Raw genomic sequence first — 13,574 nt, forward strand, 5'->3', positions numbered from 1 at the left:
CCAGTCCAGTCCATCGCGTTCGCGGGCCACGGCGGATGCCTTCGACTCGGCGTCGTGCCCGTCCAGCTCCAGGTGGCCTAATTCGGCGTTCGGGCCCGGCGACCCGAGCGGCTAGACTGCACACAGTGGCGCCGCGCCCGCGCAGGTGCCGAAAGAACCATCGCCGTCGTCGGGAGGAGTGCTCATGAAGGGCGTGCTGTTTGACGTGGACGGGACGCTGGTGGACTCGAACTACCTGCACGTGCTGGCCTGGTGGCAGGCCTTCCGGCAGGCGGGTCTCGACGTCCCGATGGCGGCCATCCACCGTTGCGTGGGAATGGGCGGCGGCAGGCTCATCGCGCAGCTGCTCGACGAGGACCGCGACCAGTCCCGGGACGAGGATCTCAAGGCCGCCCACGGAACGGTCTTCTCCACCTTTTGGCCGGCCCTGCGCCGCTTCGACGGTGCCCGTGAGCTGGTGCGCCGGTCCGCCGAGGAGGGTTTCGCCGTCGTGCTGGCCTCTTCCGCCGAGGGAACGGAGCTGGAAGTGCTGCGCCGCGTGATCGACGCCGACGGGTCCATCACCGCCGCCACCAGCTCCGCGGACGCGGAGAACAGCAAACCGGCGCCGGACATCCTGCAAGCGGCCCTGGACGCTGCGGGCCTGCAGCCCGCAGACACCGTTTTCGTGGGCGACGCCGTGTGGGATGTCCAGGCGGCGGGAGAACTCGGGATCCCGTGCATCGGCCTCGAATGCGGCGGGACCCCCGCTGCGACCCTGCTCCACGCCGGCGCGGCAGAGGTGTACCGGGACCCGCAGGACCTGCTCGAACACTTCACGGACAGCGCCCTCGGCGGCCTGCTGCGCGCCTGACGGCCGCCGGGCGGCAGGTGGCCTGCTGCGCGCCTGACGGCCCAAGCGCGGCCCGGCTGTCCCGCGGACGCGGACGAACCCCGGCGGCGCGGAGGAACGCGGCGAAGCGGGCCGGGCCGTAAGTCCACAGGCGTGGGTGCCCGGCGGACGGATTTGCCCGGTTTTGAGAGAATGGTGGGGTGACACTTACCGCTGCCCCCGAATCGGCCGCCAAGCTCGAGCTTCCGCCGCTCAAACTCGGACCGATAACCGTCGACACCCCGGTGGTGCTGGCACCCATGGCCGGAATCACCAACAAGGCGTTCCGCCGGCTCTGCCGCCAGTACGGCGGCGGCCTGTATGTGGCGGAAATGGTCACGTCCCGCGCGCTGGTCGAACGCAACCGGGAGTCCATGCGGATCATCTCGCACGATGAGGACGAGGACGTGCGGTCCGTCCAGCTCTACGGCGTGGATCCCAAGACCGTCGGCGCCGCCGTCCGGCTGCTGGTGGAGGAAGACCGCGCCGACCACATCGACCTGAACTTCGGCTGCCCGGTGCCGAAGGTCACCCGCCGCGGCGGCGGCTCGGCGCTGCCCTGGAAAACCGAACTGTTTACCGCGATCATCCAGGCCGCGACCCGCGAGGCCGCCAAAGGCGACGTGCCGCTGACCATCAAGATGCGCAAGGGGATCGACGACGAGCACCTGACCTTCATCGAGGCCGGCAAGATAGCCCGCGACGCCGGGGTTGCGGCCGTGGCACTGCACGGCCGCACCGCCAGCCAGTTCTACTCGGGCAAGGCCGACTGGAACGCGATCGCCGAACTGCGGGAAGCCCTGCCGGATATCCCGGTGCTGGGCAACGGAGATATCTGGAGCGCCGAGGATGCGGTGCGGATGGTGCACCAAACGGGAGTGGACGGCGTCGTCGTCGGCCGTGGTTGCCAAGGCCGTCCATGGCTGTTCGGCGACCTGCAGGCCGCCTTCGAAGGAACCGACAGGCGCTTCCGCCCCGGGTTGAAGGACGTCGCGGACAGCTTCTACCGTCATGCCGAGCTGCTGGTGGATTACTTCGAGGACGAGGGCAAGGCCCTGCGGGATATCCGCAAGCACGTGGCTTGGTACTTCAAGGGATACTCGGTGGGCGGAGAGCTGCGTGCCGCGCTGGCCCAAGTGCCTACCTTGGGGGTGCTGCGCGAACTGCTGGCCGAACTGGATGCCGACGCTCCCTACCCCGGGGCGGACGCCGAAGGCCCGCGCGGCCGGGCCGGTTCGCCCAAACGCACGGCGCTGCCCGACGGCTGGCTGTCCAGCCGGGAGCTGAACGCGGACCACAAGGCCATGATCGCCGCCGCTGAACTGGACGTCTCCGGTGGCTAAGGTACGCACCGGGCGCCCGGCCCCGCCCACGCCGGGCTACACGGAGTTCGACCAGGAACGCTGGTACACCGAGGAGCCGAAGAGCACCTACCGCACGCAGTTCGAACGCGACCGGGCCCGGGTCCTGCACTCGTCGGCACTGCGGCGGCTGGGCGCCAAGACCCAGGTGGTGTCCCCGGACACGGACGACTTCGTGCGGACGCGGCTGACGCACAGCCTGGAAGTGGCCCAGGTCGGCCGCGAACTGGGACGTACCCTGGGCTGCGACCCCGACGTGGTGGACGCCGCCTGCCTGTCCCACGACCTGGGCCATCCCCCGTTCGGCCACAACGGGGAGACCGCGCTGAACGCCGCGGCCCACGCCATCGGCGGTTTCGAAGGCAACGCCCAGACCCTGCGGCTGCTGACCCGGCTGGAGCCCAAGATCCTGCGCCCGGACGGATCGCCGGCCGGGCTGAACCTGACCCGGGCCAGCCTGGACGCGGCCTGCAAATACCCGTGGTCCGCCGACGACGCGCCGGTGATCCACGGCAAGCGCACCAGCAAGTTCGGCGCCTACGAAGACGACCTTCCCGTGTTCAACTGGCTGCGCGAAGGCGCCGCGGCGCGCCGGTCCTGCCTGGAGGCCCAGGTGATGGACCTCGCCGACGACATCTCCTACTCCGTGCACGACGTCGAAGACGCGATCGTGGCCGGACGCATCCAGCTCAAGTGGCTGGACAGCGCCGACACCCGCAGCCGGGTCATCGGCTACACCCAGCAGTGGTACCTGCCCTCCAGCGACGCCCAGGAAGTGGACGAGGCGCTCATCCGGCTGGAGCGCTCCGGCGTCTGGGTGCGCGAGGCCGACGGCAGCCGCAAGGCAATGGCAGCGCTGAAAGACATGACCAGCCAGCTGATCGGCCGCTTCTGCTCGAGCGCGATGGAAGCCACCCGCTCCATCTACGGCCCGCAGCAGCTGACCCGCTACGGAGCGGAGCTGGTGGTGCCGCAGGAGACCGCCACCGAGATCGCCGTGATGAAGGGCCTGGCCACCACATTCGTGATGACCGCGGACCTGCGCCAGCCGGTCTACGAGCACCAGCAGGAGATCCTGCACGACCTGGTCAGCGAGCTCCATGCCACGGGGGAGAAGCATCTGGAGGAGCCCTTCGCCTCGGATTGGCGGGATGCGGACGACGACGGCGGACGCCTTCGCGTGGTCATTGACCAGATCGCCTCGCTCACCGATGTCTCCGCACTGGCGCTGCACGAACGCCTGATGGGGTCCCACCGCACCCTCCTGTGAGATAACGGGCCGCCGCAGCTTCCCTCCACAGGCGGCTGCGCGCGGCGCTCCGGCACAAGCCGCCGGCGGTTCCGCCGCCGATTTGGCACGGCTGCATACCATGGGACTATGGCCGGACTCATTAAGCGTGAAGACATCGATGAAGTCCGCCAGCGTACCGACATCAAGGAAGTCATCGACGGCTACGTCACGTTGAAGTCGGCCGGCATCGGTTCATTCAAGGGCCTGTGCCCCTTCCACGACGAGCGGTCGCCGTCGTTCCACGTCCGTCCGCAGGTGGGCACCTACCATTGCTTCGGCTGCGGCGAGGGCGGCGACGTCATCTCCTTCGTGCAGAAGATGGATCACACCACGTTCAGCGAGACCGTGGAGAAACTCGCCCACCGCATCAATTACACGCTCCGGTACGAAGACGGCGGCACCGGCCCCCGCCGGGAGGACGTGGGCAAGCGGCAGCGGCTGCTGGACGCACACAAGATGGCCGCAGAGTTCTTCCGGGAGCAGCTCCAAAGCCCGGGTGCCGCGACGGCCCGGGAGTTTCTCTCCGGACGTGGCTTCGACCAGGCCGCCGCGGAACAGTTCGCCGTGGGCTATGCCCCGCAGGGCTGGGACGGCCTGCTCAAGCACCTGACCGGCCGCGGCTTCACCCAGGACGAGTTGCGCATGACCGGCATGTTCTCCGGCGGATCGGACGGCTCCGACGGCAGGAACAGCCGGATCTATGACCGTTTCCGCGGCCGGCTCATCTGGCCCATCCGCGACCTGACCGGAGCGACCATAGGATTTGGTGCCCGCAAGCTCTTCGAGGACGATCAGGGGCCCAAATACCTCAATACGCCGGAGACGGCGCTCTACAAGAAGTCGCAGGTCCTGTACGGCATCGACCTGGCCAAACGGGACATCGCCCGCAACCGCCAACTGGTGGTCGTGGAGGGCTACACGGACGTCATGGCCTGCCACCTTTCGGGCATCCGGACGGCCGTGGCGACGTGCGGCACCTCCTTCGGCACCGACCACATCAAGATTGCCCGGCGCCTGCTCTCCGACGACGGGACCGGCGGCGAGGTCATCTTCACCTTCGACGGCGACGAGGCGGGCCAAAAGGCCGCGCTGCGGGCCTTCGAGGAAGACCAGCGCTTCGTCGCCCAGACCTACGTAGCCGTCGAGCCGAGCGGCGCGGATCCGTGCGACCTGCGTTTGAGCCACGGCGAGGGTGCGGTGCGCGAGTTGATCAGCTCCCGCCGTCCGCTGTTCGAGTTCGCGATCAAGGCCACCCTGAAGAAGTTCAACCTGGACACGGTTGAAGGAAGGGTCCAGGCCCTGCGTGCCGCGGCACCGGTGGTTGCCGAGATCAGAGACCCCGCCATGCGACCCGGCTACTCGCGTGAACTCGCCGGCTGGCTGGGCATGGACATCGAAGACGTCACCCGCGCGGTGGCCGGGGCCGCCAAACGGGGACAGGAATCCGCGACCCGGGCGGCGGGCCGCGAGCGGGGCCAGCAGGACCGCGGGCAGGAATCGAACCGCGGCAACCAGCAGCCGCCCGGACCCTACCGGCGCGGCGGCGGCCAGCAGGGCCGGGACGCATGGAATCCGGGAAATCCTTCCCCCCGGCAACAGGACGGCCGGCCTGCCTACGGGCACGCCGCGCAGCACGGCTACGGCCGGGGCGCCGCGGCCGGCGGAGAAATGGACTACGCCCGGGAATCCGGCCAGTACGCGCCACCCCCCGCCTTTCCGCGGCCGGACCTGCGTGATCCCGTAGTCCGCCTGGAACACCAGGCACTGGAAGTGGCCATCCAGCAGCCCGGCCTCCTCGATGCCAACCAGTGGGAACAGTTCATGCAGGCCCGCTTCCTGGCGCCCGTGCATGTGGCCATCCACGGCGCCGTCCGGGCGGCCGGTGTTTCCGGTGCCACACCCTCGCAGTGGGTGGAGACCATCCGCCAGGAGGTCCCGGAGGAGCTGCGCACCTTCGTCTCGGAACTTGCGGTGACCCCGCTGCCTGCCCAAAACGACGACGCCCTGCGGCTGTATTGCCGGGGGATCCTGAACCGGCTGCAGGACCTGCAGATCACCCATCTGAAGGCCGACAAGCTGGGCCAGTTGCAACGGATGGATCCAACGTCCGATCCCGAGAGCTTCCAGCAGATCAACCGTGAACTGATGGAACTGGAGATGCAACGGCGCGCCCTTCGCGCGGAGTAGGCCGGGCCTTCAATTGGCAAGTTCCGGCCTCCATTGAGTATGCTGTTGGAGGTCAAACCGCCGGTGGCGGATGATTTCTTTCCCCCGTAGCTCAATTGGCAGAGCATTCGACTGTTAATCGAAGGGTTACTGGTTCGAGTCCAGTCGGGGGAGCGGACAAACACAGGATCCCCGTCTTCTTGCTGGAGGCGGGGATCCTGTGCGTCCGGGGTCCTCCGCGAGGCCGATTTCGTCTCCGCGGCGCCGTCCTGCTAGAGTTTTACTCGCTTCAATCCCCCGTAGCTCAATTGGCAGAGCATTCGACTGTTAATCGAAGGGTTACTGGTTCGAGTCCAGTCGGGGGAGCTGCAAGGCAAAATCCCGCACCCCGCCCCGGCTGCGGGATTTTTCTTTGGCTAGGCCGAGGCGACCCGGTTGCCGGCCGCGACCTGCGCATACCAGCGGCCGCTGTCCTTGACGGTGCGCTCCAGGGTGGCGTAGTCCACCCGGGTCAGGCCGAAGCGTTTGCTGTAGCCCCAGGCCCACTCGAAGTTGTCCATCAGGGACCAGCCGAAGTAGCCACGCAGGTCCACGCCGTCCTGGATGGCACGGTGGCATTGCAGGATGTGCGCGCGCAGGAACTCCAGCCGCTGCCGGTCATGCACGGCGCCGTCGGCCGAGACCTCGTCGTCGAAGGCCGCCCCATTCTCGGTGACGAAGAGCGCCGTCCCGGCCGGCCCGCTGTACTCGTGCTGCAAACGGACGAGCAGCCGGTGCAGTCCTTCCGGCTGGATTTCCCAACCCATCGCCGTCGTGGGCAGCCCGCGGGGAACAGAGCTGACATGGTCGGCCGCGGGGTAGGGCGGCGCCACCGGCCGCTCGACCGGGGCGGCATGCGTGTTTTCCGCGTCCGGGCGGGGGTGCCCGGTCACCGCCTCACCGTGGTAGTAGTTGACCCCCAGCACCTGGATACTGGTTCCGATCAGAGCCAGGTCGCCGTCCCGGATCCTGGCTTCCAGTCCGTACGGCCCCACGTCCACCAGAAAATCTGCCGGGTAGGAACCGCGGAAGACGGGGTCCAGGAACGCGCGGTTGAACTGGCCGTCGATTCGGCGGGCGGCGTCCACATCGACGGGATCCTCCGGATTCAGGGGATCCGCCACCGTGAAGTTCAGGGTGAGGCCCAGCTCGGCGGCCGGATCCCGGCGGCGCAGTTCGTCGGTGGCCAGCCCGTGCCCCAGCAGCAGGTGGTGCATGGCCGCCAGTGCCTGCGGCCTCGACTGGATGCACGGGGCATGGACGCCCGAACCATAGCCGAGGAACGCCGAGCACCATGGCTCGTTGAGCGTGGTCCAGACGCGTACCCGGTCACCGAGCGCCTCATGGACCGCCAGGGCATACTCCGCAAAGCGGTAGGCGGTGTCCCGGTTCGCCCAGCCGCCGTTCTCCTGCAGCGCCTGCGGCAGATCCCAGTGGTACAGCGTGAGCCAGGGCTTAATGCCCGCCGCGCACAGTTCGTCCACCAGGCGCGAATAGAAATCCAGGCCGGCCGGGTTCACGCCCGCGTCGTCCGGTTTGACCCGCGGCCAGGACGTGGAAAACCGGTAAGCGCCCAGGTTCAGGGATGACATCAGGGCGACGTCCTCGCGGTAGCGGTGGTAGTGGTCGCAGGCCCGTTCGCCGGTCTCGCCGCCCACGGTCGCTCCCGGCAGCCGGCAGAAGACATCCCAGATGGAATCGGTGCGGCCGTCGTCGCCGGACGCACCTTCGACCTGGTAGGCGGCCGTCGCGGCGCCCCACAGGAACTGCTGTGGAAATTGCACGACCTTGCTCATCACTGATCCCTTGCGGAAACGGCATGGACACCGGCTGCCTGCCAGCCTAGTTCGCAGGGCAGGTGAACGTAAGCGTTTACTCTTATTTTTTGTTCCACAGCCCTCCAGTGAAACTACTCCCTACGGCTGAGGGGCCAGACTGGGGCAGAATGATAATTTGAAGGTATGGACACTCGCGCACTACCGACAAGATGGAGGCAGAGCCCATGACCGGTCCGGAAAGCCACGGAAGCACCGCAACCGGTGCGAGGACGTCCGGGAGCACCGCAACCGGTGCGGGGACTCCCGGAAGCACCGTCACCGGGTTGCGGCCGCCCGGGAGCGCTGCAGCCCGTGTCGGGCAGCCGGGGAGCGCCGCTGCCCGTGTCGGACAGCCCGGAAGCACCGCTGCCGGCGCCAGGTTGTCGACGGCGGGGCTGGCACGGCTCGCCGGCCAGCTGACCCCCCGCCAGCTTCAGGACGAGTTCTCGCTGGCCCTGCTCGAGCTCAAGGGCAAGGGCGTCAAGGCAGGCATTGCCGCCGCGATCCTGGCGGTCGCGTTGGTGTTCCTGGTCTTGATGGCCATCTCCCTTTTGGTCGCCGCAATCATGGGACTGGCCCTCATCATGCCGGCCTGGCTGGCGGCCCTGCTTGTCGCAGCCTTGTTCCTGATCCTCGGCGGCATCCTGGCCCTCATTGGAATCTCGAGGGGCAAGAAGGCCATGCCGCTCCTGCCCGCCGAGGCCATCCGCGGCGTCAAGTACGACGTCGGCGTGTTGCGTGAGGGCAGCAGCTTCAATCCGGCGACACTGGACGAAAAGCCCCAAAAGGAGACCAAGGCGGAAAAGGCGGAGCGCAAGGAACCGCAGGAGCCGGCTCCGACGTTGGACGAACTGCGTGCCCGTACCGCGGAGCGCCGCGACCATTTGGCGGCAGTCAGGGACGATCTCGGCCGCCGTGTCGACCCCAAGCCCCGTGCGGAACAGGCCAAGCGCCGGGCGAAGCATGCGGCAGATGCTGCCACGGAACGCCTGGTGGCAGGCGCCGAAGCCGTCAGCGAGGCCGGCCCGGAGCTGAGGGAGCGTTGGAAGCCACTGGCGACGCTGGCGGTCTCGCTGACCGCCATGGGCGTCATGCTCCGGCGGCTGCTGAAAAAATAACCATTACCACCGTCGCACGGCGGCACGGGAGCCGGCTGCAGCGCAGCCGGCTGCCCAGCGTGGAACGACGACTGAGGGGAGGGACGGCGTTGAGGATCATCGGTGCCGGGACGCGGCGCGACTTCGAGTACCGCGAGCTGCACACGTTCTGGACCATCCCGAACCTCATCACCGTCCTGCGTTTCCTTGCGGTGCCGCTGTTCGTCTGGCTGATCGCCCGACACTCGTACGGGGCAGCCACCATCACGCTGATCGTGCTGGGATCCACGGACTGGGTCGACGGCTACCTTGCCCGCCGCCTCGACCAAATCTCCTCGGTCGGCAAGTGGCTGGACCCGGTGGCCGACCGGCTGGCCCTCATCATCGTGGCCACGACCTTTGTCGCGGCCGGCATTGCCCCGTGGTGGCTGCTGTTGTCCATCATCATCCCCGACGCGATCCTCCTCGTGTTCTCATTGCTCCTGTTCCATGGCAGCCCGGACCTTCCCGTCACGGTCATCGGCAAGGTCCGGACGGCCCTGCTGCTGGCGGGAACTCCGCTGCTGCTGCTCCATCGGGTGGAGGGCTTCGGGCACGACTGGCTGCTGACCCTGGCCTACGCCATCCTGGCCGCGGGCTGTGCGGGGCACGTCCTCGCCTGGCTGGGCTACATGCGGGCGGCCTGGGGCAAGTACAAGCGCCGGCGCGAGGCCGGGCAGAACGATCCACACCGTGGTTGACCCGCGCTCCGGGCGGAAACGGACATCTCCTGACGGGACCCCATGGTCTGGTTAGCAATCTTCTGTGCCCTGCTCGGTGCCTTCTTCCTCGCCCTCGGCACCCAACGCCAAGCCAGCGCCGTCCAAGCCAATACGGGCGGCCTGGCGATGAGCGTCGCCGGTTTGCTGCGGATGCTCCGCAATCCCCGCTGGGTCCTGGGACTGCTGCTGTTGGCCGTCGGGATGGGATTGAACGTGTTTGCGTTGGTGAGCGCGCCGCTGACCGTCGTCCAGCCCATCGGCGCCATCGCCCTGGTGATCACCACGATCATCAATTCCAAGGACCAGGGGATCCGGCTGAACCGCGTGACGGTGGTGGCGATCTCGACCTGTGTGGCAGGCAGTGCCATTTTCGTACTGCTGGCGGTCAACGTCACCGGCGCGACCCATCGGGTGCGGGCCGACGAGGAACTCTCAGCGGTCCTGCTGCTGGCCGTCGTCGTTGCCGTCTTCCTCTCGCTGGAACTGATGTTCCGGCGCAGGCTGAATGCCTTCGCCTACATCCTGGGAGCCGGCATGTTGTTCGGTTTCGTCGCCGTGCTGGTGAGGATCATCGGCCTGCGGCTGCTGGAGCCGGGCGGCGGTTTCATCGGGAACGTACCGATCTACACGCTCGTCGCCGTCGCCGCGGCCGCCGGCCTGGGGGCTTGGTTTGTCCAGAGTGCCTATGCCAGCGGCCCGCCCGACCTGGTCATCGCGGGGCTGACGGTGATCGACCCGCTGGTCGGCATCGCCATCGGCATTTTCATCCTCGGAGAGCTCAGGCCCGACGTCGAACCGGTGTTTGCGATTGGCATGGTGGGGGCAGGTTTGGTTGCTATTGTTGGGGTCATTGCCCTCTCGAGGCACCATCCGGACGTGTTGCAGAAACAGGAAGAAGCCCGGCGCCGGGCCCAAGCCTCGGGCAAAAAACCATAGGGCCGGCGCGATGACCAATACCGTGACCACGAAACAAGGAGTCCTGCCACAGGTGAGCGACGACATCGGACCGAAACCCCTCAAGATCCTGATTGCAGCCGATACCTACCCGCCGGATGTCAACGGGGCGGCCGTCTTCGGGTTCCGGCTGGCCACCGCGATGACCAAGCGCGGACACAGCGTCGACATCATCGCCGGGCGGTATGACAAGGGCCCGACCTTCGTGGAACACCGTGCGGAGGCGACGGTGCACCGGCTCCGCTCACACTCGGTGCCGACGCACGAGACGTGGCGCATCTGCTTTCCCTGGGAGATCAGACGCGACATCAAGCGGATCTTCGATGAGGTCCAACCGGACGTCGTGCACATCCAGTGCCACTACATGATCGGACAGGCCACCATCGCCGAGGCGGTGCGACGGGGCATCCGCACCATCGCGACCAACCACTTCATGCCGGAAAACCTGGAGCCGTTCCTGCCGTTCCCGCAGTGGTTCCTGGACATCGTGGCGAAAAACTCCTGGCGCGACATGGGCAAGATCATGGGCAAGGCAGCCGTGGTGACGACGCCGACGCCGCTTGCCGCCAAGGCGATGCGGGACCACGCCTTCCTGCACAAGGTGATGCCGCTGTCCAACGGCATCGATGCCGCCGCCTACGAGTTGGCCCCCGGGGAAACGATCGAGAGGCCGGAGCATCCCACGGTGCTGTTTGTGGGCCGGCTGGCGGTCGAAAAGAACGTGGACACGCTGATCGAGGCGCTGGCCATGACGGACCCGGCGCTGAACGTCCATCTGGAGATCATCGGCGACGGCGACGAGCGAAAGAACCTCGAGGCGAGGGTCGCCGCGATGGGGCTCGGCCGCAGGATCGCGTTCCTGGGCCATGTGGACGACGCCGAACTGCGCCGAGCGTACCTGCGCGCGGCCGTGTTCTGCCAGCCCGGAACCGCCGAACTGCAGTCCTTGGTGTCCCTGGAAGCCATGTCCGCCAGTAAACCGGTGGTGCTGGCCAATGCGATGGCCCTGCCGCACCTGGTGGACGACGGGGTCAACGGCTACCTGTTTGCCCCGCGCGATCCCGCCGATCTTGCGGCAAAGCTCAACGCCGTCCTCGGCCAGAGTCCCGAGCGGCTGGAGGCCATGGGCGAAGCCAGCCACGCGAAGGCGATGCGGCACGGTATCGACAAGACCATGGATACTTTCGAGCAGCTCTACCGCGGAGCGTCGGCAGACGACTTCCTCGACTAGGCCAACGTGCGCCCGCCGGTCGGGAGGACTTAGTATGTCTAAGGTGCCGGTAACGGTCCCCGCGCTGCGGGGCGCTGCCGGCAACGAGGGGCGGTAGCTCAGCCGGTCAGAGCAGAGGACTCATAATCCTTTGGTCGTGGGTTCAAGCCCCACCCGCCCTACGTTCAGAGAAGGCCCCGGACCAGGATGGTCCGGGGCCTTCGTCATGCCGCCGGCCGGACCCCCGCGGGAGTCCATGGATGAGGCTGCCCCGGCGCCCCGGCTGAAGCTGCGGCCGCGCCTTCGGCCGTTGCCCGATTGCCGGTTGTGCACTAAGTTACTGCTCAGTAACTTATTCTTTCCCCGGCGCCTCCTGCCCGGGGCCGCGACCTGTTCACAGAAAAGGAAGCCACTATGGGCCAGCGCGTCATCGATCCGAACGACCTTCCCTACGCCGATGGAGACTTCTACTCGTTCGAGGAGATGCTCTCGGACCCCGAACGCTCGCGGCTGCACGACATCCGCGACTGGCTGGCCAAGGAAGTCCGGCCGATCGCCGTCGACTGCTGGAACCGGGCGGAGTTCCCCCTGGAGATCATTCCGAAACTGGCGGACCTGGACGTGGTCAGCCCGGTCAGGCGGCAGGGGCATTCCAACTTGTTCGCCGGCCTCGTCCACGCGGAGTTCACCCGCGCCGACACCTCCATCGCCACGTTCCTGGGGGTCCACGACGGCCTGTTCGCCGGATCGATCGAAGTCCTCGCGTCGAAGGAGCAGCAGGAGGCCTGGCTGCCCGACATCTACGCCCTCAAGAAGATCGGCGCTTTCGGGCTGACGGAACCGCTCGGCGGCTCCGACGTCGCCGGGGGCACGCGCACCACGGCCCGGCGCGACGGGGACAGCTGGGTGCTGAACGGGGCCAAACGCTGGATTGGCAACGCGACCTTCTCGGACTGGGTCGTCATCTACGCGCGCGACCTGGCCGACAACCAGGTCAAGGGCTTCCTCGTGGACACGGCCACCCCCGGCTACGCTGCGACGAAGATCGAGAACAAGATCAGCCTGCGTACCGTGCAGAACGCGGACATCACCCTGGAAAACGTGGTGGTCCCCAATGATTTCCGGCTCAAGGGCGCCAACAGCTTCCGCGACACCAACAAGGTGCTGAAGGTGACGCGGCTTGCCGTCGCCTGGCAGGCGGTGGGGCAGCAGATGGCTGCCTTCGATGTGGCCCGGCGCTACGCCGTGGAGCGGCACCAGTTCGGGAAGCCGCTGGCATCGTTCCAGCTGGTGCAGGACCAGCTGGTGCAGATTCTCGGCAACACCGTCGCCTCGATGGGCATGATGGTCCGCCTGGCGCAGCTGGAAGACGCCGGACAGGCCAAGGACGAGCAGTCCGCTTTGGCCAAGGCGTTCACCACCGCCCGGATGCGTGAAAGTGTGGCCCTGGGCCGCAACATCCTGGGCGGCAACGGCATCGTGGCCGACTACGAAATGGCCAAGATCTTCGCCGACGCCGAGGCCATCTACTCCTACGAGGGAACCCACGAAATCAACTCCCTGGTGGCAGGGCGGGCGATCACCGGCTTGGCGGCGTTCGTCTAGCCATCCGGAACCGGCAGCAATACCGAGGGCCGCAGGTCCATGACGAACTGCAGGGGATTGAGATAAACGTCGCCGCGACGGACGCCCCAGTGCAGGCATGCGCAATGGCTGCTCGGGGCAACCGTTCCCACCGGATCGCCCGACGAAACGGCATCTCCGGCCCGCAGTTCGGATGCCACGGCCAGCAGGCTGCTGCGCAGGCCGTTGCCGTGATCGATGGTGACCACCGGCCGGTCGACGACCCGGTCGGAGAAGCTGACCCGGCCGTCGGCGGGGGAGAGGACCGTTGCCCCGGCCGGAACCGCCAAATCGACGCCGCGGTGTCCGCCCAGCCACGGCTTCGGCGGCGGGTCAAAGCCGCGCGCGACGGCAGGTTGCGGGCTGGCGGGCCAGCTCCACGGC

The 13,574-nt window shown here is 67.5% G+C and carries 11 protein-coding genes, 3 tRNA genes and 1 pseudogene; 12 read left to right on the forward strand and 3 right to left on the reverse strand.

Features of this window, described 5'->3' with window-relative positions:
- Positions 1-93, reverse strand: a pseudogene (locus tag AC5RV2_RS08280) (ROK family protein); the annotation flags it as partial.
- A gap of 91 nt (positions 94-184) precedes the next feature.
- On the opposite strand from AC5RV2_RS08280, the gene AC5RV2_RS08285 reads away from it, so the two are divergent.
- From AC5RV2_RS08285 to AC5RV2_RS08310, 6 genes are all read left to right on the forward strand, one after another.
- The gene (locus AC5RV2_RS08285; protein ID WP_494091969.1) at positions 185-853 is read left to right on the forward strand and encodes an HAD family hydrolase; all 669 of its coding nucleotides are present in this window, start codon (positions 185-187) and stop codon (positions 851-853) included.
- A gap of 179 nt (positions 854-1,032) precedes the next feature.
- A complete protein-coding gene (dusB, locus tag AC5RV2_RS08290; RefSeq protein WP_494068047.1) occupies positions 1,033-2,214 on the forward strand; it encodes a tRNA dihydrouridine synthase DusB in 1,182 nt (393 codons plus the stop codon).
- Positions 2,207-3,502 (forward strand): deoxyguanosinetriphosphate triphosphohydrolase, encoded by a 1,296-nt coding sequence (locus tag AC5RV2_RS08295; RefSeq protein WP_494091970.1) that lies wholly within the window; start codon positions 2,207-2,209, stop codon positions 3,500-3,502. The genes dusB and AC5RV2_RS08295 overlap by 8 nt, the downstream gene beginning before the upstream one ends.
- A 108-nt stretch (positions 3,503-3,610) precedes the next feature.
- Entirely contained in the window at positions 3,611-5,710 is a 2,100-nt protein-coding gene (gene dnaG / locus AC5RV2_RS08300; protein ID WP_494091971.1) for a DNA primase, read from the forward strand.
- Between the two features lie 80 nt (positions 5,711-5,790).
- A tRNA-Asn gene (locus tag AC5RV2_RS08305) sits at positions 5,791-5,863 on the forward strand.
- 119 nt (positions 5,864-5,982) lie between these two features.
- A tRNA-Asn gene (locus tag AC5RV2_RS08310) sits at positions 5,983-6,055 on the forward strand.
- A 50-nt stretch (positions 6,056-6,105) separates the two neighbouring features.
- On the opposite strand, the gene AC5RV2_RS08315 is transcribed toward AC5RV2_RS08310, so the two are convergent.
- The gene (locus AC5RV2_RS08315) at positions 6,106-7,524 is read right to left on the reverse strand and encodes a GH1 family beta-glucosidase (protein WP_494091972.1); all 1,419 of its coding nucleotides are present in this window, start codon (positions 7,522-7,524) and stop codon (positions 6,106-6,108) included.
- Positions 7,525-7,730: 206 nt separating this feature from the next.
- Here AC5RV2_RS08315 and AC5RV2_RS08320 point away from each other — a divergent pair, with 206 nt between their 5' ends.
- The 6 genes from AC5RV2_RS08320 (at position 7,731) to AC5RV2_RS08345 (ending at position 13,172) form a co-directional block, all read left to right on the forward strand.
- A complete protein-coding gene (locus AC5RV2_RS08320; RefSeq protein WP_494091973.1) occupies positions 7,731-8,663 on the forward strand; it encodes a phage holin family protein in 933 nt (310 codons plus the stop codon).
- A gap of 89 nt (positions 8,664-8,752) precedes the next feature.
- Complete coding sequence (locus AC5RV2_RS08325) at positions 8,753-9,382, forward strand: CDP-alcohol phosphatidyltransferase family protein (protein WP_494068042.1); 630 nt, start codon at positions 8,753-8,755, stop codon at positions 9,380-9,382.
- 42 nt (positions 9,383-9,424) lie between these two features.
- Positions 9,425-10,339 (forward strand): DMT family transporter, encoded by a 915-nt coding sequence (locus AC5RV2_RS08330; RefSeq protein ID WP_494091974.1) that lies wholly within the window; start codon positions 9,425-9,427, stop codon positions 10,337-10,339.
- A 52-nt stretch (positions 10,340-10,391) separates the two neighbouring features.
- Positions 10,392-11,588, forward strand: a complete 1,197-nt coding sequence (locus AC5RV2_RS08335) for a glycosyltransferase (RefSeq protein ID WP_494091975.1) — start codon at positions 10,392-10,394, stop codon at positions 11,586-11,588.
- Positions 11,589-11,675: 87 nt separating this feature from the next.
- Positions 11,676-11,749 (forward strand) — tRNA-Ile (locus tag AC5RV2_RS08340).
- A gap of 232 nt (positions 11,750-11,981) precedes the next feature.
- A complete protein-coding gene (locus AC5RV2_RS08345; RefSeq protein ID WP_494091976.1) occupies positions 11,982-13,172 on the forward strand; it encodes an acyl-CoA dehydrogenase family protein in 1,191 nt (396 codons plus the stop codon).
- On the opposite strand, the gene AC5RV2_RS08350 is transcribed toward AC5RV2_RS08345, so the two are convergent.
- A partial coding sequence (locus AC5RV2_RS08350; RefSeq protein WP_494091977.1) for a murein hydrolase activator EnvC family protein occupies positions 13,169-13,574 on the reverse strand: 406 nt, incomplete at its 5' end. The genes AC5RV2_RS08345 and AC5RV2_RS08350 overlap by 4 nt on opposite strands.

It is taken from the genome of Arthrobacter sp. Y3225116 (genome assembly GCF_059091245.1).